The 25928-nt window shown below is 72.0% G+C and carries 30 protein-coding genes; 9 read left to right on the top strand and 21 right to left on the bottom strand.

All coding sequences use genetic code 11. The features are described from left to right. The first annotated feature begins 3 nt into the window (after positions 1 to 3). Both ACYVDO_RS01930 and ACYVDO_RS01925 read left to right on the top strand, forming a co-directional pair. Positions 4 to 1293, top strand: coding sequence for a sigma factor-like helix-turn-helix DNA-binding protein (locus tag ACYVDO_RS01930; protein ID WP_460932458.1), 1290 nt, complete (start codon positions 4 to 6; stop codon positions 1291 to 1293). A gap of 123 nt (positions 1294 to 1416) precedes the next feature. Next, on the top strand, positions 1417 to 2874 hold the full coding sequence (locus ACYVDO_RS01925) for a S8 family serine peptidase (RefSeq protein WP_460932456.1): 1458 nt from the start codon (positions 1417 to 1419) through the stop codon (positions 2872 to 2874). A gap of 224 nt (positions 2875 to 3098) precedes the next feature. On the opposite strand, the gene ACYVDO_RS01920 is transcribed toward ACYVDO_RS01925, so the two are convergent. Both ACYVDO_RS01920 and ACYVDO_RS01915 read right to left on the bottom strand, forming a co-directional pair. After that, positions 3099 to 4058, bottom strand: a complete 960-nt coding sequence (locus ACYVDO_RS01920; protein WP_460932454.1) for an electron transfer flavoprotein subunit alpha/FixB family protein — start codon at positions 4056 to 4058, stop codon at positions 3099 to 3101. Between the two features lie 34 nt (positions 4059 to 4092). Continuing rightward, positions 4093 to 4881 (bottom strand): electron transfer flavoprotein subunit beta/FixA family protein, encoded by a 789-nt coding sequence (locus ACYVDO_RS01915; RefSeq protein ID WP_460932453.1) that lies wholly within the window; start codon positions 4879 to 4881, stop codon positions 4093 to 4095. 337 nt (positions 4882 to 5218) lie between these two features. Here ACYVDO_RS01915 and ACYVDO_RS01910 point away from each other — a divergent pair, with 337 nt between their 5' ends. Further along, on the top strand, positions 5219 to 5749 hold the full coding sequence (locus ACYVDO_RS01910; protein WP_460932451.1) for a hypothetical protein: 531 nt from the start codon (positions 5219 to 5221) through the stop codon (positions 5747 to 5749). 3 nt (positions 5750 to 5752) lie between these two features. Beyond that, positions 5753 to 6160 carry a hypothetical protein gene (locus tag ACYVDO_RS01905; protein WP_460932449.1) on the top strand — a complete coding sequence of 136 codons (408 nt, stop codon included), beginning with the start codon at positions 5753 to 5755 and terminating at the stop codon, positions 6158 to 6160. 117 nt (positions 6161 to 6277) lie between these two features. On the opposite strand, the gene ACYVDO_RS01900 is transcribed toward ACYVDO_RS01905, so the two are convergent. The 10 genes from ACYVDO_RS01900 to ACYVDO_RS01855 all read right to left on the bottom strand — a co-directional run bounded on the left by ACYVDO_RS01900 (position 6278) and on the right by ACYVDO_RS01855 (position 12669). Then, positions 6278 to 7291 carry a hypothetical protein gene (locus ACYVDO_RS01900; RefSeq protein WP_460932447.1) on the bottom strand — a complete coding sequence of 338 codons (1014 nt, stop codon included), beginning with the start codon at positions 7289 to 7291 and terminating at the stop codon, positions 6278 to 6280. 208 nt (positions 7292 to 7499) lie between these two features. Beyond that, the gene (locus tag ACYVDO_RS01895; RefSeq protein WP_460932446.1) at positions 7500 to 8321 is read right to left on the bottom strand and encodes a phage major capsid protein; all 822 of its coding nucleotides are present in this window, start codon (positions 8319 to 8321) and stop codon (positions 7500 to 7502) included. A gap of 143 nt (positions 8322 to 8464) precedes the next feature. Then, positions 8465 to 8959 (bottom strand): hypothetical protein, encoded by a 495-nt coding sequence (locus tag ACYVDO_RS01890; RefSeq protein ID WP_460932444.1) that lies wholly within the window; start codon positions 8957 to 8959, stop codon positions 8465 to 8467. Then, a complete protein-coding gene (locus ACYVDO_RS01885; protein WP_460932442.1) occupies positions 8952 to 9131 on the bottom strand; it encodes a hypothetical protein in 180 nt (59 codons plus the stop codon). Before ACYVDO_RS01885 ends, ACYVDO_RS01890 begins: the two co-directional genes overlap by 8 nt. Then, positions 9128 to 9409 carry a hypothetical protein gene (locus tag ACYVDO_RS01880; RefSeq protein ID WP_460932441.1) on the bottom strand — a complete coding sequence of 94 codons (282 nt, stop codon included), beginning with the start codon at positions 9407 to 9409 and terminating at the stop codon, positions 9128 to 9130. Before ACYVDO_RS01880 ends, ACYVDO_RS01885 begins: the two co-directional genes overlap by 4 nt. A 649-nt stretch (positions 9410 to 10058) precedes the next feature. After that, positions 10059 to 10220 (bottom strand): hypothetical protein, encoded by a 162-nt coding sequence (locus tag ACYVDO_RS01875; protein ID WP_460932440.1) that lies wholly within the window; start codon positions 10218 to 10220, stop codon positions 10059 to 10061. Between the two features lie 122 nt (positions 10221 to 10342). Then, a complete protein-coding gene (locus tag ACYVDO_RS01870) occupies positions 10343 to 10570 on the bottom strand; it encodes a hypothetical protein (RefSeq protein ID WP_460932439.1) in 228 nt (75 codons plus the stop codon). Continuing rightward, positions 10567 to 10761 carry an excisionase family DNA-binding protein gene (locus ACYVDO_RS01865; protein ID WP_460932437.1) on the bottom strand — a complete coding sequence of 65 codons (195 nt, stop codon included), beginning with the start codon at positions 10759 to 10761 and terminating at the stop codon, positions 10567 to 10569. Before ACYVDO_RS01865 ends, ACYVDO_RS01870 begins: the two co-directional genes overlap by 4 nt. A 439-nt stretch (positions 10762 to 11200) precedes the next feature. Further along, complete coding sequence (locus ACYVDO_RS01860) at positions 11201 to 11617, bottom strand: hypothetical protein (RefSeq protein ID WP_460932436.1); 417 nt, start codon at positions 11615 to 11617, stop codon at positions 11201 to 11203. Between the two features lie 113 nt (positions 11618 to 11730). Continuing rightward, the gene (locus tag ACYVDO_RS01855) at positions 11731 to 12669 is read right to left on the bottom strand and encodes a tyrosine-type recombinase/integrase (protein WP_460932434.1); all 939 of its coding nucleotides are present in this window, start codon (positions 12667 to 12669) and stop codon (positions 11731 to 11733) included. Positions 12670 to 12900: 231 nt separating this feature from the next. On the opposite strand from ACYVDO_RS01855, the gene ACYVDO_RS01850 reads away from it, so the two are divergent. After that, entirely contained in the window at positions 12901 to 13575 is a 675-nt protein-coding gene (locus tag ACYVDO_RS01850) for a class I SAM-dependent methyltransferase (RefSeq protein WP_460932432.1), read from the top strand. A gap of 63 nt (positions 13576 to 13638) precedes the next feature. Here the strand turns inward: ACYVDO_RS01850 and arfB are convergent, their stop codons facing one another. Continuing rightward, positions 13639 to 14049, bottom strand: a complete 411-nt coding sequence (arfB, locus tag ACYVDO_RS01845) for an alternative ribosome rescue aminoacyl-tRNA hydrolase ArfB (protein WP_460932670.1) — start codon at positions 14047 to 14049, stop codon at positions 13639 to 13641. A 170-nt stretch (positions 14050 to 14219) separates the two neighbouring features. On the opposite strand from arfB, the gene ACYVDO_RS01840 reads away from it, so the two are divergent. Further along, positions 14220 to 15749 (top strand): 1,4-alpha-glucan branching protein domain-containing protein, encoded by a 1530-nt coding sequence (locus ACYVDO_RS01840; protein WP_460932430.1) that lies wholly within the window; start codon positions 14220 to 14222, stop codon positions 15747 to 15749. Between the two features lie 49 nt (positions 15750 to 15798). Here ACYVDO_RS01840 and ACYVDO_RS01835 read toward each other — a convergent pair whose 3' ends face one another. The 7 genes from ACYVDO_RS01835 to ACYVDO_RS01805 form a co-directional block, all read right to left on the bottom strand. Beyond that, positions 15799 to 17037 carry a sensor histidine kinase gene (locus tag ACYVDO_RS01835; protein WP_460932428.1) on the bottom strand — a complete coding sequence of 413 codons (1239 nt, stop codon included), beginning with the start codon at positions 17035 to 17037 and terminating at the stop codon, positions 15799 to 15801. After that, on the bottom strand, positions 17034 to 17717 hold the full coding sequence (locus ACYVDO_RS01830; RefSeq protein ID WP_460932426.1) for a response regulator transcription factor: 684 nt from the start codon (positions 17715 to 17717) through the stop codon (positions 17034 to 17036). Before ACYVDO_RS01830 ends, ACYVDO_RS01835 begins: the two co-directional genes overlap by 4 nt. A gap of 75 nt (positions 17718 to 17792) precedes the next feature. Continuing rightward, positions 17793 to 18272: a DUF2231 domain-containing protein gene (locus tag ACYVDO_RS01825; RefSeq protein ID WP_460932424.1), complete on the bottom strand. Its 480-nt coding sequence runs from the start codon at positions 18270 to 18272 to the stop codon at positions 17793 to 17795. Positions 18273 to 18377: 105 nt separating this feature from the next. After that, positions 18378 to 19034 carry an acyltransferase gene (locus ACYVDO_RS01820; protein WP_460932423.1) on the bottom strand — a complete coding sequence of 219 codons (657 nt, stop codon included), beginning with the start codon at positions 19032 to 19034 and terminating at the stop codon, positions 18378 to 18380. An 11-nt stretch (positions 19035 to 19045) separates the two neighbouring features. Further along, positions 19046 to 20008 (bottom strand): methyltransferase domain-containing protein, encoded by a 963-nt coding sequence (locus ACYVDO_RS01815; RefSeq protein WP_460932422.1) that lies wholly within the window; start codon positions 20006 to 20008, stop codon positions 19046 to 19048. Continuing rightward, positions 20008 to 20787: an enoyl-CoA hydratase/isomerase family protein gene (locus ACYVDO_RS01810; protein ID WP_460932420.1), complete on the bottom strand. Its 780-nt coding sequence runs from the start codon at positions 20785 to 20787 to the stop codon at positions 20008 to 20010. The genes ACYVDO_RS01815 and ACYVDO_RS01810 overlap by 1 nt, the downstream gene beginning before the upstream one ends. Then, positions 20784 to 21275 (bottom strand): T3SS (YopN, CesT) and YbjN peptide-binding chaperone 1, encoded by a 492-nt coding sequence (locus tag ACYVDO_RS01805; RefSeq protein ID WP_460932418.1) that lies wholly within the window; start codon positions 21273 to 21275, stop codon positions 20784 to 20786. Before ACYVDO_RS01805 ends, ACYVDO_RS01810 begins: the two co-directional genes overlap by 4 nt. 35 nt (positions 21276 to 21310) lie before the next feature. On the opposite strand from ACYVDO_RS01805, the gene glgX reads away from it, so the two are divergent. Together glgX and map are read left to right on the top strand one after the other, a co-directional pair. Beyond that, positions 21311 to 23479 (top strand): glycogen debranching protein GlgX, encoded by a 2169-nt coding sequence (glgX, locus tag ACYVDO_RS01800; protein WP_460932416.1) that lies wholly within the window; start codon positions 21311 to 21313, stop codon positions 23477 to 23479. An 80-nt stretch (positions 23480 to 23559) separates the two neighbouring features. Further along, entirely contained in the window at positions 23560 to 24330 is a 771-nt protein-coding gene (gene map / locus ACYVDO_RS01795) for a type I methionyl aminopeptidase (RefSeq protein WP_460932414.1), read from the top strand. Positions 24331 to 24390: 60 nt separating this feature from the next. Here map and ACYVDO_RS01790 read toward each other — a convergent pair whose 3' ends face one another. Next, on the bottom strand, positions 24391 to 25011 hold the full coding sequence (locus ACYVDO_RS01790; protein ID WP_460932412.1) for a LysE family transporter: 621 nt from the start codon (positions 25009 to 25011) through the stop codon (positions 24391 to 24393). A gap of 192 nt (positions 25012 to 25203) precedes the next feature. Between ACYVDO_RS01790 and ACYVDO_RS01785 the strand changes: the two genes are divergently transcribed. Continuing rightward, positions 25204 to 25800 carry a YdeI/OmpD-associated family protein gene (locus tag ACYVDO_RS01785; RefSeq protein WP_460932410.1) on the top strand — a complete coding sequence of 199 codons (597 nt, stop codon included), beginning with the start codon at positions 25204 to 25206 and terminating at the stop codon, positions 25798 to 25800. The last annotated feature ends 128 nt before the right edge of the window (positions 25801 to 25928 follow it).

Below are 25928 nucleotides of genomic sequence, written 5' to 3'. Positions count from 1 at the left end.
CTCGTGGAGGAGGTCCGGGACGCCCCCGGTCCCCACCACGGCAGCCAGGGGCCCGGGGACCGGGTGGACCTGGTGCGGGCCCTGCAGGCACTGCCGGAGCGAGAGCGCGAGGTGGTCGTCCTGCGCCACTACGCCGACCTGTCCGAGCGCGCGGTGGCCGACCTGCTCGGGGTGAGCGTCGGGACCGTGAAGTCCTCGTCCTCGCGCGGGCTCCGGCGCGTGCGTCGCCGCCGGGCCACCCTGGCCGCGGCCGTCGCGGCGGCGGCGGTCGTCGTGGCCGTGGTCGCCACCGGGGTGGTCACCGCCGGCGGGCGCGACCGCACCACCTCTCCTCCCGCCGGCACCAGCGCACCGGTCACCGGCTCGACGCTGCCCGGCCCGGGCTGGCACCCCCGCCACCCCGAGCTGTCGGGCCGCACCACCATCCGGACGGCCGAGGGCACGTACGCCGTCTCGGTCGCCCGCGGGATCATGACGGTCGCCGTCACGCAGCACGGTGTGGCAGCACCTCCCGCCAGCGCGGCCCTGCTGGAGAGCGGTGCCGTGTGGCGGCAGGTGCTCGGCACCGCGGGCCAGCCGGTGCTCGTCGGCGTGGCACCGCGGGCGGCCGAGCAGGTGGTGTACCAGCCGGCCGGGGGCGGGGAGATGGCCCCCCACCGGGTGGCCACGGCACCCGCCGGCGACTTCACGGCATACGTCGTCGAGCTCACCCGGCCGCCCGCGGCGGACCCGGTCGCCAGGGACGTGGGGTGGCTGACGCACGACGCCGGCCTGCCCACGTGGACGATCGGTGAGGCCGGCACGGGCTCGATCGGCATCGCCCTGGACATGGACGGCGAGGTCCCCTCGCTCCTGGCGCCGTACGACGTCACGGTGACCGGTCCGCCCAGGACCACCTCCCGGCCGCGCGAGGCCGTCGTCTCGTTCACGATCACCTTCGAGCAGGTCCTGGGCGGCACGGCACGGCTGGAGCTCCAGGGTGGCGCCGCCGCGGTGGGCACGAGCGGGCGCGAGTTGCGGGTGGAGGGTCCCGACCCCGAGTCCGCCTTCGGCTGGGCGAGCGTGCCACTGGCCGGCGGCCGGACCCTCGTGTGGGGCGTGCTGCCGCAGGGTGTCGCGTCCGTCGCCGTGCGGACCACGGGCGGCGCCGGGGTCGGCACCCCGGTGATCGGTGCCGAGAGCGGCCTGGCCGGGACGCCGTTCGCCGTGCTCGTGGCCGGGACCCCGGAGCAGGTGGTGGGCTTCGACGCCCGCCTGACCAGGCGCCAGAGTGGCGTCGGCGTGTTGCGCTGACCGCTGCCCGCTTTGCCGGTTCTTTACTCCTTCCTTCCGTAACCGTGCGCGGAGGGGGTCGTTGGACCGGGCAGAAGGACCATCAACAGCGCTGGTCCAGCTCCGGAAGGGATCCCATTGCCCATGCTGACGAAGTCCCGCACGGCTCTCGTGGCAGCAGCAGCCTCCTGTGCCCTCGCCTCCGTCGTGGCAGCCACGCCGGCCTCCGCCGGTCTCCTGCCGACGAGTCGGGCGCTCGCACCCGTCCAACCCTGGCTGGGCACCCAGCTCGGCACGCTCGCCGCAGCAACGCCCACCACCGTCCTGGTCCACGGCACCGACACGGCTGCCGCGAGCGAGGCCGTCCGGGCGGCCGGCCTGCGCCGGGTCACGACCTTCCGCAGGATCGGCGTGGTCGTCGCCACCGGTCTCCCCGCGCAGGTGCAGGCCGTCCGCGCCCAGCCCGGCGTCACGTACGTCGAGGGCAACCAGCCGATCACCCTGTACCTCTCGACCGCGAACAGGGCCACCCGCGGCGAGGAGGCTCGGAACACCCTCGTGGGCGCCGACGGCAGCAGGCTCGACGGCAGGGGCGTGTCGGTCGCCGTCATCGACTCCGGGGTGGACCCCTCCCACCCGTTCCTGAAGAACCCCGACGGCAGCTCGGCCGTCGTGAAGAACCTCAAGATGGTCTGCGAGCCGCTCACCGAGTCGACCTGCGCCCCGGTCGACGCCGGGTCGCTCGACACCGACCTGCTGGCGGTCGGAGGCCACGGCATGCACGTCAACGGCATCGTCGCCGGGCGCGACGTGACCCTCTCCGACGGCACCAGGATGCACGGCGCCGCCCCCGGCTCCAGCCTGGTGTCGATCAGCACCGGCGCAGTCCTGTTCATCATCGGCGCCGACGCCGCGCTCAACTGGGTGCTCGAGAACCACGCCGCCCCGTGCGGGGCCGGCGTCCCGGCGAGCACGTGCCCGCCGATCAAGGTGACCTCGAACTCCTACGGCCCCAGCGGCGGCGGCGCGTTCGACCCGAACTCGGCCACCGTGAAGCTGCAGCGCCAGCTGGTCAAGGAGGGCGTCGTCACCGTCTGGGCGAACGGCAACGACGGCGGCGACGGGTCGGCCAGCCTGTCCAACCCGCCCGGCCAGGACCCGACCCCCGGCATCCTCTCGGTCGCGTCCTACAACGACCAGGACACCGGCACCCGCGACGGCACCGTCTCCGACTTCTCCTCGCGGGGCAGGAACGGCGACCAGTCCACCTACCCGGACATCTCCGCGCCCGGTGAGAACATCACGTCCTCGTGCCGGATCTACCTGCCCGTGTGCAGCACCGGCCTGGACCCGAAGGATGGCGGCGACTACAACACCATCTCCGGCACCTCGATGGCCACGCCGATGATCTCCGGCATCGTCGCCCAGCTGTTCCAGGCCAACCCGAACGCGACCCCGGCCCAGGTCGAGGCCGCCATCGAGTCGACCGCCTACAAGTACACCGACGGCGCGCCGTACCAGGCGGGCACCAACGGCACGACGAGCTTCGACAAGGGCCACGGCCTGGTCGACGCCGTGGCCGCCGCGACCGCGATCCGCTGACAGCCCAGCGGCATCGCCGCGGAGCCCCCGGACCCGTGAGGGGAGTCCGGGGGCTTCGTTCGTGCGCCGGCCGGCCAGCCCCATGAGGGCCCAGGTTGGAGCACGACGGCCCTCGGCCAGGGCGTGCCTCCCTCGGGGCACGCCGCGGTCGGGACACGACGAACGCCCCGGACCGTGTGGTCCGGGGCGTTCGTCGTCTGTCGGGGGCGCCGACCGCGGTCGGGTCAGCCCTTGGCGGCCTGCACCTTCTCGGTGGCCTGCGGAAGGACCTGGAAGAGGTCGCCCACGACGCCGAAGTCGACGAGCTCGAAGATCGGCGCCTCCTCGTCCTTGTTGATGGCGACGATCGTCTTGGAGGTCTGCATGCCGGCGCGGTGCTGGATGGCGCCGGAGATGCCGCAGGCGACGTACAGCTGCGGCGACACCTGCTTGCCGGTCTGGCCGACCTGCGAGGTGTGCGGGTACCAGCCGGCGTCGACCGCGGCGCGCGAGGCCCCCACGGCGGCACCGAGGCTGTCGGCGAACGCCTCGACCGGGGAGAAGTCGCCGCCGGTGCCACGACCACCGGAGACCACGATCGCGGCCTCGGTGAGCTCGGGGCGGCCGGTGGCCTCCTTGGGCTTGGACTCGGTGATCGTCGCGGCCTTGGCGACGTCCGAGATGGCCACGTCGAGGACCTCGTCGGCGGCCGCGCCTGCGGCCTCCTCGGGGGCGGCCGAGTTCGGCTTCACCGTGATGATCGGCGTGCCCTTGGTGACGGTCGCCTTGACGGTGTACGACCCGGCGAAGACCGACTGGGTGGTGGACACGCCGCCGCCCTCACCGGCCTGCACGTCGACCGCGTCGGTGATCAGGCCCGACTCGGTCTTGATGGACAGGCGGGCGGCGATCTCCTTGCCGGCGCTGTTGCTCGGGATGAGCACGGCGGCCGGGGAGGTCTTCTCGACGAGCTGCGCGAGCACCTCGGCCTGCGGGGCCACGAGGTGGCCGGTCACGTCGGGCGACTCGACGCGGTACACCTTCTCCGCGCCGTACTTCGCCAGGGCCTCCTTGGCGGCGTCGAAGCCGTCGCCGACGAAGACCGCGGAGGGCTCGCCGAGTCGGCGGGCGATGGTCAGGAGCTCGGCGGTCGTCTTGCGAACGGTGCCGTTCGCGTGGTCGACCAGGACGAGTACTTCAGCCATGGGTAATCGATTCCTTCCTGCTGGTCCGGTCGGCTCAGACGAACTTCTGGGCGGACAGGAACTCCGCGAGCTTCGCGCCGCCGTCGCCCTCGTCGGTGACGATCTGGCCCTGCTCGCGCGGGGGGCGCTTGGTGAACGACTCGACCCTGGTCCAGGCGGCGTCGAGGCCGACCTGCGAGGCGTCGACGCCGAGGTCGGCGAGGCTCCACTCCTCGAGCGGCTTCTTCTTGGCCGCCATGATCCCCTTGAACGAGGGGTACCGCGGCTCGTTGATCTGGTCCGTGACCGACACGAGCGCGGGCAGCGAGGCGGTGATGGTCTCCGAGGCGGCGTCCCCGTCGCGGCGGATCGTCAGCGAGCTGCCGTCGACGGTCAGCTCGGAGGCGAAGGTGACCTGCGGCAGGCCGAGCCGCTCGGCCAGCATCGCCGGGACGACGCTCATGGTGCCGTCGGTCGAGGCCATGCCGGTGAGGACGAGCTCGGGGCTGCCGCCCGTGATCTTCTTCACCGCCTCGGCGAGGACGAGCGAGGTGGCCGGGGCGTCCGAGCCGTGGATGGCGTCGTCCTTGACGTGGACGGCCTTGTCGGCGCCCATCTGCAGCGCCTTCTTGAGCGCGTCGGCAGCCTGGTCGGGGCCGACGGTCACGACGGTGACCTCGCCCTCGCCGGCCTCGACGATCTTGAGCGCCTCCTCGACGGCGTACTCGTCGAGCTCGGACAGCAGCCCGTCCACACCGACCCGGTCGGTCGTGTTGTCGGACTCGTTGAACGTGCGGTCGGACTGTGCGTCCGGCACGTACTTCACGCAGACGACGATGTTCATGCGCTGATCGTCCTCTTCCCTGTGGGATCGGTATCTGGTCAGGTGCCATCCTTACAGCCCGCACCGGGATTCCCCACGCCGGAGCCGCGTGACGCTCACCACGAGCACCCCGGTGGGGTGAGGAGGAGGTGACGGTGGACACACGGCTCGACCTCACCGGCGAGCGCACCGTGCCCGGGTTCTGGCACGAGAACTACTGGCTATCTGTTGCCCAGCGCTGTGCGGCGGTGCGGGGCGGGCGGCAGGCCCGTTAGCGCTGTGCCATGAGTTCTCGTTGCACTGAGAGCCGCTGCGCTGATGGCCAAATGCTGCCCATCGGTCCTTCAGCACCGGTAGCGTGCCCTCGTTCACCTCAGGGGAGGAGAGGGTTGTGGACATCAGGTACGTGAGGTCCGGCTCCAACGAACTAGTCGTGTCGGTCGACTCGGAGGCATCCCTCCAGACGATCACGGACATCCTTCGGGCTCTGGGCGGTTCAGAACTGCCTGTCGGGGCGGGGACCCGCAGCGTTGTTAAGTCCACACCCGCGAAGAGGACGACCGCCACCAAGGCCCCCGCGGCCAAGAGGTCCGCCGCCGCCAAGAAGAGCACCGCCGCCAAGGCGGGCGCAGCCAAGAAGTCCACCCCCGCGAAGAAGACCACCGCCACCAAGTCCGCGACGGCGAAGAAGTCCACCCCCGCGAAGAAGACCACCGCCACCAAGTCCGCGACGGCGAAGAAGTCCACTTCGACGAAGAAGTCCACTTCGACGAAGACTGGGACCAAATACAGAGCCGCGAGGTCAGATGCTTACGCGACGCCCCTCTCAGACGCACTTCGTCGCGGCGGGGATGACTTGGGACCGATGATCCGGCGGAAGGGCAAGTAGCGAGTGCCAACCATCAGGGACTCGTGGGCGCGGTACGAGGCGAGCACGGCGAAAGCGAGCGATCAGGCGCGTGTTCTCGCTCTCGCCGGGATCGCCGCTGTCTGGCTCTTCACCAAGACGGACAAGGGCGACCTCTCCGCTGTCAAGGGAACCCCCAAGGGGTTCATCTTCGCTGGCATCCTGTTCGCCTTTGCGATCGCCTTTGATGTGCTGCAGTACTCGGTGGGCAGCGAAGTCCTGCGTCGATGGATTCGAAGCCGCGAGAAGAAGGGCGGTGACCCGTCTGAGAGCGTTGAGGCCCCCGACCGTGTGGCTCTCGTTCCTCGCGTCTTCTACTGGGGCAAGATCGGGCTGGTCTTCGTGGGATACCTCGCGTTCGGCATCACCGTTTGGGCCGCGCTATTGGCCTAGACCTTTCGGGGTGGGGCCTCCCTTTCGGCAGTCAAGCGAAGCGGAACCCCCGGTCAAGCGCGCGTGCGTGGGCGCAGGTTATTGCAGACGGGGCCCTTACGCTCTACGCCGTGATGTTCACGCCGGGTCACGCTCTTCGGACCCCTCCGTGAGCAAGGACCAGTCCGTGATGTAGAACGTCGAGTTTCCATCCGCGCCGTCGGAGAAGTCGAAGCCCAACGTTTTGAGCCATGTACTGAGCTCGTCTGCCAAATCACCAGCAAATCGTTCGATCCTTGCCCTCTCGACCCGATCGGACCCCGGGGGTACTGGTCTGAGAATCTCGACAAAGCGGAGCCAGTGCGGTCCCACCATCCGGCTCCAAAGGGGATGCGTACTGACGTCATCGCCGACCGAGGCGACTGGGTCCGCGTCGGCAGGCAGAGTGGCGGCCACGTAGGCAAGCAGTTTCCAAATGGTTTGGCATTCCTGACCGATTCCGAACCAGAGGCGTCCGACGTCCAGATGCTCTTGATACTCGACGCACGCGATTCGGATGAGATCGTTCCTCCAAGTTTCGAGTACCTCACCTAAGTCCCAGCCGTGCCCGCCTACTACGAAGTCACCTGCTAAGGCGCGCTCGGCCCGGTACTCCTCAATCACCTGATCTGCGACTGTCAAGAAGTTCCGTCGCGCCCATGGCTCTCCTACGAAGGCTTCCGGGTCCGACTCGCCAGCCTGAGCAATTGCCACGTGCTGCGCTTCATGCCACACCGCTCGCACAGCGAGTGAGCGCACCTCGTCCGCCTGTTCCGACGTCAGGTCCAACGAGAACCAACCTGCTGGGACCAAAACGTCGATAGATCCGTCAGCCAGCGTCATGGTTTTCGCGGCGACCATGCCCGTGCTCCTGCGGAGGTCGTAGTTCTCTCGGTAGTAGTCGGATGTGCTGCGCTCTTGCACCGATGCCACGAAGTCCCCCGCGACAATGAGCCGACACCGCTCCGCGTCGACCGCTGCGACCGCCAAGATCGACGCACAGGTTGTGAGCAGTTCGGGAGCCACCGGCGCTTCGGGGTCGATGCCTAACAAGGAGACATCAACATTCTCGAGGAGCACCGTGGGTAGGGGCGCTTGCGGGCCGTCAGTCATGGATTGATGTTGACAGGTCCCTGCGACATCCCAACGGCGTTTGGTCTGGCCGCTTTGGGGCGTGTCGGAGCCCGGCCCGACGCCACCCTCTCCGGTACCTCGGGCCGGGCGAACCGCCGACCGTGCGGTTCGGTCGCTGCCCGAAAGGAGGTAAGGGCAGCGAACCCCTCCGCGTCCATGCCGTGGAAACGCGGAGGCTTCTTGGGTGCTAGGGGATGTCCTTGATACGGACGGCGGCACCGGCGTACGGGACGGCGAACGCGACCCGCAGGATGAGCCGGACGGCCACCCCGTCGTTGAGGAACTTCACGGAGCGGTCCACCTCGACCCGGCCGTCGCGGCGCATCACCACCACGACCCGGCTGGCGTCGGCGACGACGGCCTCGTCGTCGGGGATGCCAGCGGTGACGACCACCGGGACTCCGGCGATGCTGCGCACGGGGGCCGCGCCGGGGTTGGACTGAGGCACGAGCACTGGGGCGTTGGACCCCGTGGTGGTCTTGACCTTGGCGAGCGTGCCCCACGTCGCGGGGCTCATCCAGATGACGCTCGGCGTGGCCCCTGCGGCCTCCACCTGCGTGATGGCGTCGGTGTACGCGTCGAGCCCGGTGGGGGCGGCGTCCACCGAGCCGATGGTGGTCCCGGTCAGACCGGCTGGACCCTTGGTCCCACCGCCACGGAAGAAGGCAAGGTCCACGGCGTTGGCGGCGGCGCTCGCCATCGCCTGCCCAAGGGTCTGGGCGGCGTCGGCGTCATCGGCGGCTTCAGAGGAGACGATCTGGGCGACCGCCAACTTCTTGGGGGTCACTTCGAGTTCGTCGGCAGTGATCCCGGCGTCGCCGAGGTCCTCCAGTTCATCGCGCCACGTAGCCGCTCCCCCGCTGACCACGGGGATGGTCACGTGGGTGGAGTCGGTGTCGAGTCGGGTCAGTCCGGAGGACAGGACCTTGGACTGGGTGAACAGCGGGGCCACGACCAGATCGCGGAAGGACTGGTACGTGTAGAGGTCGGACGTGGTGACAGCAGCCATGAGGGACTCCAGAGGCAGTGAGAACACTGCGCTCCGAGCGGGCTCGGCCCTGACCTCGGCTGTCGGCTGTCACGACGTGCGCGGGACCGTCGCCCTTGACGCGGAACTCACGCGTCAAGGGGACGGCTCCATCATCGCATGGGTCACCGCCCCTTGAACACACCCGCCCACGACGAACCCTGTTGTCGGACAGTGCGCTTCGGCCCGAGGTCGAGGTGATGGGCGGGCGGCGGCAGAGCCCCGCGCAGCCGCTCCGCGATGCCCTGCACCGCCTCCTCCACCGCGTCCGCGTCCACGGTCCCGCTCTCCGGGTCGAGCACGGCCTCCAGCGTCAGCCCGTTGTCCCAGATCAGGTCCGGCCGGGACAGGTGACGGCCCGCGATGCGCTCCACGTCCGCCCGCTGGTAGGCGGACACCCGCTCGGCGAGCGTGTCCCGTTCGGCGCTGACCTCCTTCAGCCTCGCGCGAGTCTGCGCGTAGCGGCGTGCCTGCCGGTCCCCTACTTCGGCTTCCTCGGAACCGTCGTGCCCTCCATCCTCGCCCGCAGGAACAGCCTCCACCTCCGTCGTCGGCGTAGTGCTTGGCTGCTTGTGTTCCGTCGCGGCATCGTCACGCTCCTCCTCGGTCTGGTCAGTCACCGGTCTCCTCCTTGTTGTTGGGCAACACGACGTAGCCCGTCCACTCGTCGCCGCCGTCCTCGGTCACGGTCACCCCTCGCACGTGCATCAGGCCGCCCATGGGCTCCCCGGTCGCGGTCATGCTGGTGAACTCGCTCCCCGGCTCGGGACGCTCGATCCTGTTCTCGCTCATTCCGTACTCCTGTGCGTCGTGGTGGCGTAGCGCCTGCGAATTGCCGCTTCCCTCGGTCCTGCGGCCCGGTGCACGGTGACGCGGACGCGCTCGTGCCGGGCCATGGTGGTGATGTCCGGCAGGTCGCTGGGCCGGGCGAGGAAGCCCCTGCGCCTCCTGCACCAGAAGGCCGGGAGTCCCCTGCGCCGGAGCCACGCCCCGCCCGCGTCGATGTCGTCCGTAGTGAGCAGCGCGAACCGTGAGCCGTTCGTGGCGTACACGTCGAGGGTCGCGATCATGCGGGTGCCCGGTGCAGGTGCCGTACCCGGCTGAGGTGACGCGGCGTGGCGCCACGACACAGAGGTGACGCGAGCTCGGTGAGCGGGCACAGACGGAGGCCGGGACAACGACGGGGCCACCCGGTCATCTCGTCTGTCGAGGCGGTCTGTGGTCTGGCGCTCAGCGCATGGTGTGGGCGGCAGCGCAGCGCACCGGAGGGCGTGTCGCGGTCGTGTCGGTAGGTAACTACATAGGGGAGACATTTCTGTCTCCCTACGTAGGGAGCAGTGCGTGTCTCCCTACCTGTCTCCCTACTTGTCTCTCTACTCCAGCACCCCACATCAGTGCACAGCACCGGTCTGGAGGGAGTGACGTAGTGGAACACCGACTGCTGGATGCCGTTGTGGCCGTTGCGGTGGCGCACCAGCCACCCGTCCGACTCGGCTCGGCGTAGGTGTCGCTGCACCGACCGTTCGTCCTTGCCTACGGCGTGGGCCAGCCGCTTCCTCGTGATGGCGTGCTCGTTGGCGAGGTCGTCGTGGAAGTGGTGGCGGCTCATGCTCGCGTGGGCCAGCAGGGTGACCTTGACGCTGGACGGCAGCCGCGACCGCTGAACCAGCATCCGCCAGTCCCGGCGCGAGACTCCCCCCACCACGGGCTCGACGGTTCTCATGGTTGCCGCCCGTCGGTCACCCGCCCGAGCGGGTCGCGGCGGCCGTTGGCCATCGGCGGCATACGCTCGGCGGCCTCTCGCCAGCGACGGTCCATGTCCGCTTCGAACATGGCTCGGGCCAGTCGCTCCTCCCGGTCGCGGGCGTGGCGGGCCAGCATGTCCGTGAAGGTGCCGTGCTCCGTGGACGGGCGTTCCTCGGTACGCTCGTGTTGGTCGGACGGCGTGGAGGCTCGATGACTCGGGCGGCTCCCTTCGTGGGAGCCGCTTCGCTGTTCCGCCATCACGCCCCCTTGCGCCGGGCCTGCGCCGACTTCAGCGCCAGTCGGGCGTAGTAGGCCTTGCGGCCGTTGGCGGCACGGACTGGGTCGCCACCCGCCTCCGCTAGGAACTTCGCCTCGAGGGCCGCGCGGGCAGGTGCCGTCCGGGCAGCGCGGTCCGGCGTCTGCGCCCACGACTCGTGGGCCGCAAGCCGGGCTTGCATGGTTCGCTCGGTGGGCGTCGCGGTCATCGCCCGCCTCCCAGAACGCTTTCGGCACTGGCGAAGTCGATGAGGACGACTCGGCCCACCTTGTGAGCGCTGAGAGTGCCCTCGCGAATCAGTCGGTCGATGAACCATGCCGATACGCCGTACCGGCGTGCAGCCTCGGACCGTCGAAGAGTGACCCGCTCGGTGGGGTCGGTGGTGATGCTCTGTGACATCTGGGCTCCTACGAGGAACCCAAGGACGGAGGGAAGCGCCAAAGCCAGAGGGCGACCGCGCCGTCCTTGGTGCATGGACGGTGGCCCGGAGTGCGCCGTGCGGCTGCATCGATCCGGGGGCGCGGGTCAACCTCGGTGGTTGTTACCGACCCGCAGCGGTCGAGGGAAGCCCTGCGGCTACCGCCCTCGGCGGCGTGGATGCTCTGCTGACCGTGCGGTCGCGGTACCCGTCATCCACTACGGACGGGATGCCTCGGTGGCTTCGTCAACCCGGTGACGATCACCCCGCTCGGTGCGGGGCGATGTCCGAATTGTGTCGGGTTGGGCTGAGTGCTGTCAAGGGGTGGGGCGCGATCTAGGCGCGCGAAAACCGTTGCGCGACAGCATGTTGCGGTCAATGGCCGCTACGGGCGTCTGGCCGTGGGCCTATGTCTGCGCCCTAGTGGAGGTGACCCAAGAGGCACAGGACGATCGCTCGCGCCTTCGCCTCCGCCATGCCGTCGTCGGCTGGCCTCCGGCCTGCCCGTGTGCGGGCTGGTCCGGCGTCTCGGTAGGAGGTGTGCGAGGAGAGCCTCACCAACCCGCCTACCGGGTCGAGCAGAACCACCCCGAGCGGTCGATCGTCGGGCAGGGTCGGGGCGAGGGTCAGCAGCCGCGTGCGCCAGCGGGCAACCCACCGGCAGGCGTCCGGCGCGTCGTCGTGGTCGAAGTACAGCCCGTGCGGGTCGTCGTCGGGCAGCGGCAGGGCGTCACCCGGCAGGCACCAGTGGTGCCGGTAGAGGGCGTGGGCGTCCTCGCGGTCGAGGTCGTGCCAGCACTGCCGCCACTGGTCGTCGGAGCGGTCGTGCCGCCGCACCGGGCAGGCGACCGCAGCGCAGCGCACACAGCCCGTCAGCGGGGCCGTGAGCGGATCGGAGCAGTCGGGCAGGGGCAGCCCCTCGCCAGCGCCCCACCGTGGCTCCGGCGAGGTCACAACCGGTCGCCGGGCATGATCCGGTCGAATGCGTCCAGCGCGCGGCCGTGGCGCAGTGCCGCGCCGTACCGGCGCACCATCTGACCCCCGGTCCATCCCATCTGCTCTTCCACATCCTGTTCGGTCGCACCCATGCCAAGCAGGGCATGGGTGGCCGCGTGCCGCAGGGCGTGCGGGTGGATCGGCTCGACTCCGACCGCCTCGCAGCGCCGCGTCAGCATGTTGGCCACCCCACCCCCGGTCATGCGCCAGCCGAGGCGGTCGGCGCGCCGGGTAGACAAGAACAGCGCGCTCGAGGTCGGAGCGCCCGGATGGCGTGCGCGGGTGCGTAGGTACCGGCTCACTGCGAGCGCAGTCTTGGACGAGAACGCCACCACCCGCCGCCTGCCACCCTTGCCGACAACCACCGCTCGCCGGGCCGCCACGTCGATCTCTTCCACGTCGAGGCCGACCGCCTCCGAGCGCCGCAGGCCCGCGTCGGCCAAGAGGCGCAGGAGCGCGTGGTCGCGTCGGTCCACAAATCCCTGCCCGTTGCACCCGGCGAGCACCTTGGCGATCACCGCATCAGTGGGGATCGGAATGACCGGAGCGACGACCTTGGGCCGATCCACCCCGGCACAGGGGTTCGTGGTCATGCCCGAGTCGCCCTCGGCGATCAGCCAGTCGCAGAACAGGGAGAGCGCCTTGAGCCGCACGCTCCGGGTGGAGGCGGCGCGCCCCTGCTCCGTGAGACTGGCCAGCCAGCCCGAGACATGTCGTCGCTCGACTGCCGAGGGGTCGTTGATCGCCTGATGGTTCTCGGCCAGCCAAGCGCAGAACTGGCGCACCGCTCGTGCGTACACCTCACGGGTCTTGGGTGAAACACCGCCGCTGCTGAGATGCAGGTCGTAGTCCTGCACCCATGGGGCGAATCCGGTCGGCATCATGGTGGTCATGGGTGGGCCTCCTAGTCAGGTCCGTCCTAGGTCCTCTGCCCGGTGCCAGCCGGGCGGGGGACCGCTCCGAGTTATCGTTGCATCCTGCGCTGTGCAGAACCGAGGACAGGCTATCAGGTGACCGAATCAGGGGCGTTTTCGCAGGTCAGATGGCCTGACCTGCGACTCACAGGCGAGCGAACCGCCCCGGGAATCTGGCATGAGAACTACTGGTTCCGGCGGCACGAGGTCGTGTACGCCGCCGTGCCCGACCTCGTCCCTGCCGCCCCCTCCGTCGTCCTCGACGCCGGCAGCGGTGAGGGGTATGCCGCGAGCGTCCTGCGCGGCGCGTGGCCCGGGGTGCGCGTGGTCGGCGTCGACTACGACCCGGCGGCGTGCGCCCACGCCGCGCGTCGCCACGGCGGCCCGCACGCGGCGTACCTGCGCGGGGCGCTGACCTCGCTGCCCCTCGCGGACGCGGCGGCCGACGTCACCACGTCGCTGCAGGTCCTCGAGCACATCTGGACCCCGCGGGAGTACGTGCGCGAGCTGGCCCGCGTGACCCGGCCCGAGGGGGCGCTCGTGCTGTCGACGCCGAACCGGCTTACCTTCTCCCCCGGCCTCGGACGCCACGAGCCGCCACCGAACGCGTACCACTGCCGGGAGTACGACGCCGCGGAGCTCGCGGCCGAGCTGGTCCGCTGGCTGCCCGGCAGCGGGGTCGAGCTGCTGGGGCTGCACCACGGGACCCGGCTGCGCGCGTGGGAGTCCGCCCACGGCCAGGTCGCCGACGCCGTCGCCGACCACCCCGACCTGTGGCCCGACCGCCTGCGCGCGCTCGTGGCGTCGGTGGCCGTGGACGACTTCGTGCTGGGCCCGGCGGACGACGACTGCCTCGACCTGGTGGCCGTGGTCACGGCGGCCTGAGCGCCCGCCGGGGCGCCGGACCCTCGGGGGCTGTCCCCCTGCGCGGCGTGGGCCGCGCTCCGGTCAGGAGTCCCCGGTGGGGCGGCGACGTGCCGCCTTCACCCGCCCCCGCTGCTTCTTGGCGTCGAGCCGCCGGCGGCGCGACCCCGCCGTAGGCCGGGTGGCCCGGCGCAGTGCGGGCTCCGGGAGGGCCGCCTCGCGGAGCAGGGTGACGAGGCGCTGGCGGGCGGCGACCCGGTTCTGCCGCTGCGCCCGGTGCTCGGACGCGACGACGAGGAGGCGACCGCCCACGAGCCTCGGCGCCAGGTGGGTCAGCAGGCGCGTGCGGACCGGCTCGGGCAGGGCGGCGACCGCACCAGAGGTTGCCGGGTCGAACTCGAGCTCGACCCGGCTGTCGGTGGTGTTGACCCCCTGGCCCCCAGGGCCTGATGCCCGCGAGAACCGCTCGACCAGCTCCCCCGCGTCGATCCGCATCCCGTGGGGCAGGCCGGGCCCGGCAGGCACGGAGAGGGCGGCTCCGGGCTGCGGTCGGCTCCCTGACGCGCTGCTCACGGCTCCACTCCACCACACGCGGCGCCACCCGACCTCGCACGACGCCCTGGCGCCCCGGGCAGGCCGAGACCGGTGCGGCACACTGGCTGGTCATGACCTCGGCCGTCCCCGGTGCGTTCTGCCTCGTGCTGCACTCGCACCTCCCCTGGCTGCCGGGCCACGGGGTCTGGCCGCTCGGCGAGGAGTGGCTGTTCCAGGCCTGGGCCGAGTCGTACGTGCCGCTCGTCGCAGAGCTGGACTCCCTTGCGGCACAGGGCCATCGCGACGTCCTGACCCTCGGGGTGACCCCTGTCCTGGCCGCGCAGCTCGACCACCCCAGGATGCGGGCCGAGACCGGCACCTGGGTCGGCCTGTGGGAGCAGCGGGCCCGCGAGCTCGGCTTCGACCGGGACGAGACGCGTCGCACGGCAGGCCGGCGCGAGTATGCCGCGGCCGCACGGTGCGCGGAGCTCCTGGAGTCGCGGTGGGGCGCCGGCGGGTCACCGGTCCTGCGCAGCCTGCGTGACGACGGCGTCGTGGAGCTGCTGGGAGGGCCGGCCGCCCACCCCGTCCTGCCGCTGCTGCAGCCCGAGTTCGTCACGACCCCGTTGCGTGCGGGGCTCGACGACGCCGTGTGGCGCTTCGGGGAGCGCCCCGCCGGGGTGTGGCTGCCGGAGTGCGCCTGGGCGCCGCACCTGGCCGAAGGGCTGTCGGCTGCCGGGGTCCGGCACTTCGTCGTCGACGAGCAGACCGTGCGCGACTCCGGCGGCCACCCCCACGGGGCGTGGCGCATCCGCGGCACCGACCTGCTCGCGGTCCCTCGCGACCTCGACGTCACCAACCTCGTGTGGTCGTCCCGCACCGGCTACCCGGCGGCACCGGCCTACCGCGACTTCCACGCGCGCGAGGAGTACACGGGCACCCGGCTGTGGGCGATCACGGCCCCCGACGTCGGCGCGGCGGCCAAGCGGCCGTACGACCCCCGGGCCGCACAGGCCCAGCTGTCCCGCGACGTCGAGCACTTCGTCGCGGCGGTGCGCTCGCGCCTCGGGTCGGTGGCCGAGGCCTCCGGCACCCCGGGACTGGTCGTCGCGGCCTACGACACCGAGCTGTTCGGACACTGGTGGCACGAGGGCCCGGCGTTCCTCGGCGCCGCGATCCGGGCCCTGCGCGCGGCCGGGGTCCGGGTCACCACGCTGTCGGGGGCGATCGAGTCGGGCCTCGTGGCCGGCGGGCTCGACCTCGGCCCCGGCTCGTGGGGCGCGGGCAAGGACTTCTCGGTGTGGGCCGGGCGGCAGGTGCGCGACATCGCGCACGAGAACGAGTGGCTGCAACGACGCTGGCTCGACCTCACCCGACGCGAGCGCGACGCGGGACGGCTCGGCACGCGCCGCCCGGACCTCGACCAGCTGCTCACGACCCTCTTCCACGCCCTGTCGAGCGACTGGGCCTTCCTCGTCACCAGGGACCAGTCGGTGGACTACGCCCGAGGACGCGCCGAGCTGCACCGCCGGGAGTTCCACACCCTGGCCCAGCTCGTCGAGGACGGGCGACGGCACGAGGCGCGGGAGGAGGCGGCGCGGTTGGCGGCTCGGGACAGGGCGTTTCCCGAGCTCGACGCCCGCACGCTCCTCACCGGCTGACGCCCACGGCGTGGCCGCGGCCCACCGCGAGACGGGCGCGGCCCGGTGCTCAGGCCTGGGCGGCGGGGAGACGCACCTCGACCCGGCCTCCACCACCGGGAGCCTCCTGCGCCGACACCGTGCCCTGGTGGCGGTGGACGACGTCCCGCACCAGCGACAGGCCGATGCCGAACCCGTGGTCGCTGCTGGATCCCCGGACGAACCGCTCGAAGACCCGCTCGGACTCCCCCTCGGTGAAGCCGGGTCCGTCGTCGTCGACCGTGACCACGACCTCGGCGGCCTCCGGCCCCGAGGCCTCGCCGGCGCGGACCCTGACCAGGACCCGGCTGCCGGCGTGCCGCAGCGCGTTGTCGACGAGCGCGTCCACCGCCCGGCGCAGCGCAGGCTGGGCACCCCGGACGGGAGGCACGTCGGTCACGTCCAGCTCGAGAGCGCGGCCGCGCTGCTGGGCCAGGACCTCGTTGCGGGACACCACGTCCTGCGCGAGGGCGGCGAGGTCGACGAGCTCCCCCGCCTCGGGCGACTCCTCGAGGTCGGCGGCGGCCAGCAGGTCCTCGACGACGTCGGCCAGCCCGGTCGCTTCGCGGCGCAGCAGGGCGACGTCCGCCACCAGCCGGCCCCACTCGTCCTGGTCGACCTCGGGACGTGAGCGGTCGGTCGCGAGCCTGCGCTGGACGAGCTCGGACCGCAACGAGATCCGCGCGAGCGGGGTGCGCAGCTCGTGGCTCGCGTCGGCGACGAAGCGGCGCTGGCGGGTGAGGGCCTGCTCCCAGATCCCGAGCGCCCGCCTGGCCAGGAGCGTGCCTAGGCCCAGGGCCACCGCACCCGCCCCCAGGGCGGCAAGCAGGAGGCCGACGAGCAACCGGTGCCGCTCCCCCTCGTAGGGCCCCAGGTCGACGCCTGCCTGGACGACGACACCCCGGCGGACCGCCGTCATGGTCTGGTACTCCCGCGAGCGCGCCTGCAGCTCGCTCACGCGTGGCTTCGTGAGCCGCCGGGCCGCCTCGACCTGCGCCTGGTCCTCGAGCACCTCCTCGGGAGCCCCGGCGGTCGCGGTGCGCCCACCCGACGCCGGCACGGTCACCACCCACGTCCCGGCCGGCAGTCCCTCCGTGGGGGCGGTGGCGACCAGCTCGCGCAGCTGGGAGTCCAGGTCGCGCCGCTGGCCCACGAGCACGACCCCGAGGACGACCAGCCCCGCGACGGCGACTCCCGCCAGTGCGCCTCCGAGGGCCTGCAGCGAGATGAGCCGTCGGGCCCGCGCCCGGTCGGCTCCCTCGCCCGTCACCGGAACTGGCCGGCCCGGTAGCCGACGCTGCGCACCGTGCGGACGGCCTCGGCCCCCAGCTTCCGGCGTACCGAGTACACGAAGGTGTCGATGAGCGAGGCGCTGTTGGACCCCGGCGAGATGACGTCGCGCAGCTCCTCCCGGCTGAACACGCGCGAGGGGCGGCGGCCCAGCTGGGAGAGCAGGGCGGTCTCACCGGGGGTGAGCTCGACGACGGTCCCGTCGGGCCTGGTCGCGCGCTGCCCCTCGATGTCGAGGGCGCCGTCGCCGAAGGGGACGGTGGGTGCGGCGTCGAGGTGCCGGCGCATGAGCGCCCGCACGCGGGCGAGCAGCTCGTCGACCTCGAACGGCTTGACGAGGTAGTCGTCGGCCCCGCCGTCGAGCCCCTCGACCCGGTCGCGGACCGTGCCGTGGGCGGTCAGCACGAGGGCCGGGGTGGTGAGGCCACGGCTGCGCAGGCGGCCGATGAGCTCGACCCCGTCGCCGTCGGGGACCCGGCGGTCGACGACCATGAGGTCGTAGGTGCGGGTCAGCGCCGAGTGCAGGGCGGACTGGAGGGTCCGCACCGCCGTGACGTCGTAGCCCTCGACGGTGAGCAGCTCGGTGAGCATGCCCGCGAGGTCCGCGTCGTCCTCGAGCAGCAGCAGCCCGGGACGGGAGGAGGTGTCGTCGTCCTGCACGGGCCCACTATCGCAGGGCGAGCCGAGCCGCGTGTCGCCGACGCCTCTGGTGCGGGACCGGTCGTGCCCGACCGGTCAGTTGTCGCCGTCGCCGCCGCCGGGGGCCGCGGCCGGGGTGCCGTGCCACACGGCAGTGGCGCCGCTGTGGCCGATCCGCACCACCTGCACCATGGTCGCCACGGAGGCGAGCCCGACGGCCGCCGCGACGGCGATGGTCACCACGCCGCGGGTCCCGCGCCGGTGCAGGACGCTCAGCACGACCACGAACAGCGCGAGCACGGCCATGAGCGGCAGCAGGCCGTCGGCGAGCTCGGCGTGCTGCTCGACGAGCGCGCTGTGCGGCACCCGCTGCTCGAGTCCCTCACCGGAGTCGGTCGCGACCGGCACCAGCGCGAGGGCGACGAGCGCAGTCACCGGGGTCGCCCACCGGGCCCACTGCCGGAACCGCGGGGACGCGACGGAGGCCAGGGCCAGCAGACAGGCCAGCGGGACGAGGACGACGACGGCGTGCACGACGAGGGGGTGCGTCGGCAGCCCGAAGATCGTGGAGGGCACGGGAGACTCCTTGCGGCAAAAGGTTTCGGTCGTTCTGCTCGACCGTTCCAGCCGATTCTCAAGGCAGTCTCAAGCCCTGCAGGCGTCTGTCCTCTCCTGACCGGATCAGGACCGAGTCCTGACCACCCGGCCCGGCACCCCGGCGACGACGGACCGCTCGGGGTAGGTCCCCCGCGCCACCGCGGAGGCTGCGACGACGCTGTGGTCGCCGATGAGCGTGCCTCTCGTGACGACGACCTTCGTGCCGAGCCAGACGTCGTTGCCGATGCGCACCGGGGACTTCACGATCCCTTGGTCCTTGATCGGCACGTCCAGTCGCTCGGTGACGTGGTCGAAGTCGCAGACGTACACGTCGTCGCCGAACAGACAGGCGCGGCCGATGGAGATGTCGAGCCAGCAGTTGATCGTGTTGCGGATGCCGATGACGGACTTCTCGCCGATCCGCAGCGTCCCCTCGTGGGCCCGGACCCTGGCGTGCGCGCCGACGTGCGTGTACGCACCCACGACGAGCCGGGCATACCCCTCGCGCACCTCGAACCGCACGTCAGGGCCGATGAAGCACGGTCCCTCGAAGCGCAGCGACGGGTACCGCGCGCTGGCCCGGGCCATGCGCAGGTAGGACAGCAGGTGGTGCCGCGTGAAGGCGCGGTGCCGCAGCGACCATCCCACCCAGCGCAACCACGCCATGGGCCGCGGCAGGCCGAAGGGCGCACCCTCACCGTGCTCGGCGGGCGACATGTCGGCGTTGGCGGCCTCGGACATGGTGGGGTCGGTCAGGAAGGCTTCACGCCGGTGATGCCGACGTTGTAGAAGAAGCGGGCTGGGACGGCGCGCGCCAGGACGCGGTCCACCGCGGACAGCCGCTTCCACGAGCCGTACGCGAACATCGCCCAGCCCCAGCCGAGCACGCCCGGCTTCACCGCGGCCTCGAACGTCCGGACCGGCCAGCCGAGGAACGCTGCGGTCAGCTCCTCGGTGCGCGTGCGCACGTCGACGGCCCCGGCTCGCCTCGCCATGGCGGCGAGGTCACCCGGATCGAAGGTGTGCAGGTCGACGACGGCCTCGAGGGCCGCGGCGCGGGAGGACTCGTCGAGCGCCGCCCTGTCCTTGGCCCACGTCTCGCGCAGGGGCGGCAGGTGCGTGATGGTGGTCGTGGCCTTCCACGTCAGGCGACCGAGCTGCCGGGCGTACCAGTCACCGATGGTGGTGGGCTCCCCCGCAACGACGAACCGGCCACCCGGCTTGAGCACCCGGAGCATCTCGCCGAACGCGGCCTCGACGTCGGGGATGTGGTGGATGACCGCGTGACCGACGACGACGTCGAAGGTGTTGTCGTCGTAGGGGATCCGCTCCGCGTCGGCCACGCGGCCCTGCACCGCGAAGCCCAGGGCCTCCGCGTTGGCCTTGGCCGCCTCGACCATGCCCGGTGACAGGTCCGTCACGTGCACCTCGTCGAGGAGGCCGGCCTGCTTGAGGTTGAGCGAGAAGAAGCCCGTGCCGGCGCCGAGCTCGAGCGCCGTGGCGTACGGCTGCGGTTCGGGGACGTCGCCGACGATCGCCTCGAAGCGGTCCCGGGCGTACTCGACGCAGCGCTCGTCGAAGGAGATCGACCACTTGTCGTCGTAGGTCTGCGCCTCCCAGTCGTGGTAGAGCACCTGGGCGAGCTTGTTGTCCTCGTATGCCGCGGCCACCATCTCCGCGGTCGCGTCCACCACGGGCGCGGGGTCGGTCGGCACTAGCGGCCCTCGAAGTTCGCCTTGCCCGGACCGTTCTCCACGAAGGACGTCATGCCGATCTCGCGGTCCCGGGTGGCGAACAGGCTGTGGAACAGCATCCGCTCGATCTCCAGACCGGTCTCGAGGTCGACCTCCAGACCGCGGTCGATGGCCTCCTTGGCCGCGCGGATCGCCACGCTCGCCCCTCCGACGTACGGCTCGAGGCGGGCGCGCGCCGCGGCATACACGTCCTGCGCCTCGACGACCTCGTCGACGAGCCCGATCGACAGGGCCTCGTCGGCGCTGACGAAGCGGCCGGAGAACACGAGGTCCTTGGCCTTCGCCGGGCCGACGAGCCGGGCCAGTCGCTGGGTGCCGCCGGCGCCCGGGATGACGCCGAGCAGGATCTCGGGCTGGCCGACCTTGGCGTTGCGCGCGGCGACCCGGAAGTCGCACGCGAGCGCCAGCTCGAGCCCGCCGCCGAGCGCGTAGCCCGTGATGGCGGCGACCGTCGGCTTGGGGATGCGCGCGATCGAGCGGGCGAAGTCCTGCAGGCGGTGGGAGTACTCGGCCATCTCGGCGTAGGACTTCTGCGCCATCTCCTTGACGTCCGCGCCGGCGGCGAAGACCTTCTCGCCACCCCACACGACGACGCCGTACACGTCCGAGCGCTCGGTCACCTCGCGGGCCAGGCCCATGAGCGCGTCCGCCACCTCTGCGTTGAGGGCGTTCATCGGCGGCCGGGTGAGGCGGATGGTCGCGAGGCCGCCGTCGACCTCGAGCGAGACGAGGTCGCTCATGCGGGGTCGCCGTCCGGGGCGGGCTGCCCGGCGCCGGGACCGCTCGCCCCGCCCTCGCCGCCCATGATCCGCTCGTGCCACAGCTGCACGCCGGTGAGGACCAGCTGGATGGCGATGTTGACCAGGGCCGCGACGTCGCTGTTCTGGTCGACGATGTGCTCGCTGGTGACCACGAGCGTGTCGTTGGCCAGGCCGCACTTCACGCTGTTCATCTGCAGCGTGATCTCGTTGCAGGTCGCCAGCCGGGTCAGCGGGTCCGAGGGGACCGCGTCGCTGATCGCCCACTGCCCGAACACGCGCATGATCTGGAAGTCGCCCTCGGTGCAGCGCACGAACAGCTGCTGCTCCTGCACGGTGAACGCGACGTCGCCGTCGCCGTCGACGTTGGGCGCGACCCCGAGGTCGATGAGGGCGTCCAGCACCCGGCCGCGCAGCGGGTGCTCACCGGGCGGCGGGGGGAAGTTGGGCAGGGCGGTCGGGTCGCTCATGGGGTCAACCGTAACCAGTGCCTAGGCTGAGGGCCATGGCGCCCGCCACGCTCACGCGTGACCTTCCTCCCAGCCTCGGGATGACCCTCCTCGACGGTGGTGCGGACTTCGCCGTCTACGCCGGTCACGCCGAGTCGGTCGAGGTCTGCCTGTTCGACGCCGGCGACACCGACGGCAGCACCGAGCGCCGGATCCCCTTGACCCAGCGCACGCACGGCATCTGGTTCGGCTTCCTCCCCGGCGTGGGTCCCGGCCAGCGCTACGCCCTGCGCGCCGACGGGGCGTGGCGGCCGGCGGAGGGCCTGCGCTACAACCCCGACAAGCTGCTGCTCGACCCGTACGCGCGCGCCATCGAGGGTGACGTGACCTGGGACCCGACGGTCTTCGGCCACCAGGTCGACGACCGCCTGCGCGGGGACGACGTGATCCGCTCCCGGCTCGACAGCGCCGGCTCGGTGCCGCGCTGCGTCGTCGTCGAGGACCGCTTCGACTGGGGCGACGACCGCCCGCCGCACCACCCCCTGGCCGACTCGGTCCTCTACGAGGCGCACGTGAAGTCGCTGACCCGCCTGCACCCCGACGTGCCCGAGCACCTGAGGGGCACGTATGCCGGCCTGTGCCACCCGGCCGTGGTCGCCCACCTCAAGGAGGTGGGGGCCACCGCGGTGGAGCTGCTGCCCGTGCACGCCTTCACCACCGAGCCGGACGTGGCCCGGCGAGGCCTCACCAACCACTGGGGGTACAACACCCTGGGGTTCTTCGCGCCGCACGCCGCCTACGCCTCCGCGACCGAGCCGCAGGGTGTGCTGGACGAGTTCAAGGGCATGGTGCGGCTGCTGCACGCGCAGGGCATCGAGGTCATCCTCGACGTCGTCTACAACCACACCGCGGAGCAGTCGTCGCGGAACGGCGGCTCGCTGTCCTGGCGCGGGCTCGACAACCGGGCGTACTACCGGCTCGACGAGCGCGGCCAGGACATCGACGTCACCGGGTGCGGGAACACCCTCGACCTGCGGCACGCGATGGTGTGCCGCATGGTGCTGGACTCGCTGCGGTACTGGGTGCAGGAGTGCCACGTCGACGGGTTCCGCTTCGACCTGGCCGTCGCGCTCGGCCGTGGTCGCACCGACGACTACGACCCCGACCACCCCTTCCTCGTGGCCCTGCGCACCGACCCCGTGCTCTCCCGGGTCAAGCTCATCGCCGAGCCGTGGGACGTCGGCATCCACGGCTGGCGCACCGGCCAGTTCCCGCCCGGCTTCTCGGAGTGGAACGACCGGTTCCGCGACACCGTGCGCACGTTCTGGCTCCAGGACCTCGGCGCGCAGGCCTCGGGCCACGAGGCCGGTCACGGGGTGCGCGAGCTCGGGACCCGGCTGGCCGGCTCCCAGGACCTGTTCGGCGCGCGTGACCGCGGGCCGGTCGCCTCGGTCAACTTCGTCGCCGCCCACGACGGGTTCACCGTCGCGGACCTCACCCGCTACAACGCCAAGCACAACGGCCCCAACGGTGAGGGCAACCGGGACGGCAGCGACGGCAACCGGTCGTGGAACCACGGGATCGAGGGCTGGGCCGAGTCCGGCGCGAGCCGGGCCGAGCTCGCTGCCGTGGAGGTCTCGCGGCGCCGCTCGATGCGCAACCTGCTGGCGACCACGCTGCTCGCCACCGGCGTCCCCATGCTCAACGCCGGCGACGAGTTCGGGCGGACGCAGCGGGGCAACAACAACCCCTACTGCCAGGACAACGAGGTCTCCTGGTTCGACTGGGGCCTCCAGCCGTGGCAGCGCGACCTGCTGCGCACGACCGGCTTCCTCACCCGGCTGCGCGCGGCGCACCCGGTGCTGCGCCAGCGGACCTTCTTCACCGGACGCGAGGTCCACGAGGACCGGTCGACCGACCTGGCCTGGTTCGACGCCGACGGCCTGCCCATGGACAGCAGCCGGTGGGAGGACCCGGGCACGCGGACCCTCGCCATGTACCTCAACGGCGCGTGGCTCGGTCACGACTCGCTGCTCCTGGTCCTGCACGGCGAGGCCTTCGACGGCAAGGTGACGCTGCCCGCCCCGCCCGGCCTCACGGCGTACGAGCTGCTCTGGGACTCGGCCGACGAGGTGCCCGGCGCACCGGCCGCGCCGGTCGGTCCGGGCCCGGTCGAGGTCACCGCCGGCAGCCTGCGCGTCTACCGGGCGCTCGACGAGACCTAGGGCGCGAGCCCGCGGGCGGGCGAGCGGGAACGTCCGTGGCCGACTCGTGGGACCGCACGGCGTCGTGAAAGGCTGCGTCCGTGATCGAGATCCTGACCCCCGCCGAGGTGTCCCGGGCGCGCGACACCGGCGCACTCGTGGCCGGGATCCTGCAGGACCTCCGGGCGCGCACCCGGGTCGGGACGAACCTGCTCGACATCGACCGGTGGGCCCGTGAGCACATCGTCTCCGCGGGGGCGGTGTCGTGCTACGTCGACTACGAGCCGTCGTTCGGCCGCGGCCCCTTCGGCCACCACATCTGCACCTCGGTCAACGACGCGGTGCTGCACGGCCTGCCGCACGACCACACCCTCGCCGACGGGGACCTGCTGAGCCTCGACCTCGCCGTGTCCCTCGGTGGGGTCGTCGCCGACTCGGCGATCAGCTTCGTGGTGGGCGAGCAGCGCCCCCAGGAGAGCCTCGACCTCATCGCGGCGACCCAGCAGGCACTGGCGGCGGGGATCGGGGCAGCCGGCCCGGGAGCCCGGGTGGGCGACCTGTCGCACGCGATCGGTGAGGTGCTGACCGCCGCCGGGTATCGCGTCAACACCCAGTTCGGCGGTCACGGCGTCGGGTCGACGATGCACCAGGACCCGCACGTGTCGAACTCCGGGCGTCCCGGGCGCGGGTACACCCTGCGACCGGGGCTGCTGCTCGCCCTCGAGCCGTGGGTGATGGCCGACACGGACCAGCTGGTCACCGACGACGACGGGTGGACGCTGCGCAGCGCGACCGGGTGCCGCACCGCCCACAGCGAGCACACCATCGCCATCACCGACGACGGCGCCGAGGTCCTCACGCTGCCCCGGTAGCCACTGGCAGGACCGGCACCCTGGGCCGGCCACCGCGGGCGGCCTGAGCTGTCCCGCGGGTCAGTGCACCGAGGCCAGCAGCACGCCCACCCCGACGAAGAGGCCGCCGAACAGCCGGTTGAGGCGGCGCTGGCCGGACTCCGTCCGGCTCAGCCGCCGCAAGCCGCGCGCGGCCACGGCGAAGACGAACCACATCACCAGGACGTCGACCACCACGACGGTCGCGGCCAACACGGCGTACTGCGGCGCCACCGGACGGGACGGCCGGATGAACTGGGGCGTGAAGGCCAGGAAGAACACGACGGCCTTGGGGTTGGTCAGGTTGACCAGGACGCCCTGGCGGAACATCGCCCCGGGGGTCGTCCGCACCACCGGTGCCTCCGCGTCGACCGCCTCCGGCCGCGCGAGCAGCTGGCGCACGCCGAGGTAGACGAGGTAGGCGGCACCGGCATACCGGATCACCTCGAACAGCACATGCGACTCGGCGACGAGCACGCCGACCCCGGCCGCGACGACCGCGATGTGCACGAGCAGCGCCAGCTGCTGGCCGAGGATCCCCCAGACCGACCGCGCCCAACCGACCCCGATCGAGTTGGTCATCGTGTTGATCGCACCGGCACCCGGTGTCAGCGAGATGAGCACCGCCGCCCCGACCAGGGCGAACCACACCGACCACGACACGACCGGGATCCTACGGGGGGCGGCCGGAGAAGTCGGTGGCCGTCTGCTCCGCGGGAGGGACCGCGGTCTCCCACGGCCCGCTCCGCACGGCCCGCTCCGCAAGCCCCGGTCCGCAAGGTCCGCTCCGCAAGGCCCGCTCCGCAGGGCCCACGGTCCCTGGACCGGCTGTCGGTACTGCGCGAGGATCACGGCGTGGGCGCGACCCCGGAGCTCCTCCTCCCGGACGCCGAGGCGTGGCGGGCCTGGCTGGCGGAGCACCACGCCGCCACGCCGGGAGGCGTCTGGCTCGTGCTGTGCCGCCCGCGCGTCACGGGGCCGACCCGCCTGGACTACCACGAGGCCCTCGACGAGGCCCTGCGCCAGGGCTGGATCGACGGTGGGCTGCGGCAGCGCGACGAGGCGACCTACCGGGTGCGGTTCACTCCACGCCGGGTGCGGAGCCCCTGGTCGCGGCGCAACGTGGAGCGGGCCGAGCGGCTCCTCGCCGAAGGGCGGATGCAGCCGGCCGGCCGGGCCGAGGTCGAGCGAGCCAGGGCCGACGGCCGCTGGCAGCGCGCGTACGGCGGCCGCGAGCCACCCGAGGTGCCGGAGGACCTCCGCACCGCGCTGGAGGCATCGCCACGGGCCCGGGCGACGTGGGACGTGCTCCCCTCGAGCAACCGACACGCCGTCGTCCACCACGTGTCGGCAGCCAGGCGCCCCGGGACCCGGGCCCGGCGGATCCGGCGCTTCGTCGAGATGCTGGCGCGCGGCGAGACACCGATGCCGCAGGCGCGACGACCCGACTGACGGCGGACGGCTGCTCCACCGGGAGTAGCCGAGGTGACGCCCTGCGGACGACGCGCCGCACGACGCGACGCGGCACCGTTGCAGGTGTCCCGGACCGTGCCACGGCAGGTGTCCCGGACCGCCACACG

The sequence above is a fragment of the Phycicoccus ginsengisoli genome (genome assembly GCF_054779295.1).
Note: the sequence above shows the minus strand (reverse complement) of the source record. Positions and strands in the feature narration are given on the sequence as shown.

Excerpts from the sequence above, each read along its gene's own strand:
- ACYVDO_RS01925 (WP_460932456.1), top strand. The coding sequence starts at position 1,417 with ATGCTGACGAAGTCCCGCACGGCTCTCGTGGCAGCAGCAGCCTCCTGT.
- ACYVDO_RS01920 (WP_460932454.1), bottom strand. The coding sequence starts at position 4,058 with ATGGCTGAAGTACTCGTCCTGGTCGACCACGCGAACGGCACCGTTCGC.
- ACYVDO_RS01915 (WP_460932453.1), bottom strand. The coding sequence starts at position 4,881 with ATGAACATCGTCGTCTGCGTGAAGTACGTGCCGGACGCACAGTCCGAC.
- ACYVDO_RS01900 (WP_460932447.1), bottom strand. The coding sequence starts at position 7,291 with ATGACTGACGGCCCGCAAGCGCCCCTACCCACGGTGCTCCTCGAGAAT.
- ACYVDO_RS01895 (WP_460932446.1), bottom strand. The coding sequence starts at position 8,321 with ATGGCTGCTGTCACCACGTCCGACCTCTACACGTACCAGTCCTTCCGC.
- ACYVDO_RS01885 (WP_460932442.1), bottom strand. The coding sequence starts at position 9,131 with ATGAGCGAGAACAGGATCGAGCGTCCCGAGCCGGGGAGCGAGTTCACC.
- ACYVDO_RS01880 (WP_460932441.1), bottom strand. The coding sequence starts at position 9,409 with ATGATCGCGACCCTCGACGTGTACGCCACGAACGGCTCACGGTTCGCG.
- ACYVDO_RS01875 (WP_460932440.1), bottom strand. The coding sequence starts at position 10,220 with ATGCTGGCCCGCCACGCCCGCGACCGGGAGGAGCGACTGGCCCGAGCC.
- ACYVDO_RS01870 (WP_460932439.1), bottom strand. The coding sequence starts at position 10,570 with ATGACCGCGACGCCCACCGAGCGAACCATGCAAGCCCGGCTTGCGGCC.
- ACYVDO_RS01865 (WP_460932437.1), bottom strand. The coding sequence starts at position 10,761 with ATGTCACAGAGCATCACCACCGACCCCACCGAGCGGGTCACTCTTCGA.
- ACYVDO_RS01855 (WP_460932434.1), bottom strand. The coding sequence starts at position 12,669 with ATGACCACCATGATGCCGACCGGATTCGCCCCATGGGTGCAGGACTAC.
- arfB (WP_460932670.1), bottom strand. The coding sequence starts at position 14,049 with ATGCGGATCGACGCGGGGGAGCTGGTCGAGCGGTTCTCGCGGGCATCA.
- ACYVDO_RS01840 (WP_460932430.1), top strand. The coding sequence starts at position 14,220 with ATGACCTCGGCCGTCCCCGGTGCGTTCTGCCTCGTGCTGCACTCGCAC.
- ACYVDO_RS01820 (WP_460932423.1), bottom strand. The coding sequence starts at position 19,034 with ATGTCCGAGGCCGCCAACGCCGACATGTCGCCCGCCGAGCACGGTGAG.
- ACYVDO_RS01810 (WP_460932420.1), bottom strand. The coding sequence starts at position 20,787 with ATGAGCGACCTCGTCTCGCTCGAGGTCGACGGCGGCCTCGCGACCATC.
- ACYVDO_RS01805 (WP_460932418.1), bottom strand. The coding sequence starts at position 21,275 with ATGAGCGACCCGACCGCCCTGCCCAACTTCCCCCCGCCGCCCGGTGAG.
- glgX (WP_460932416.1), top strand. The coding sequence starts at position 21,311 with ATGGCGCCCGCCACGCTCACGCGTGACCTTCCTCCCAGCCTCGGGATG.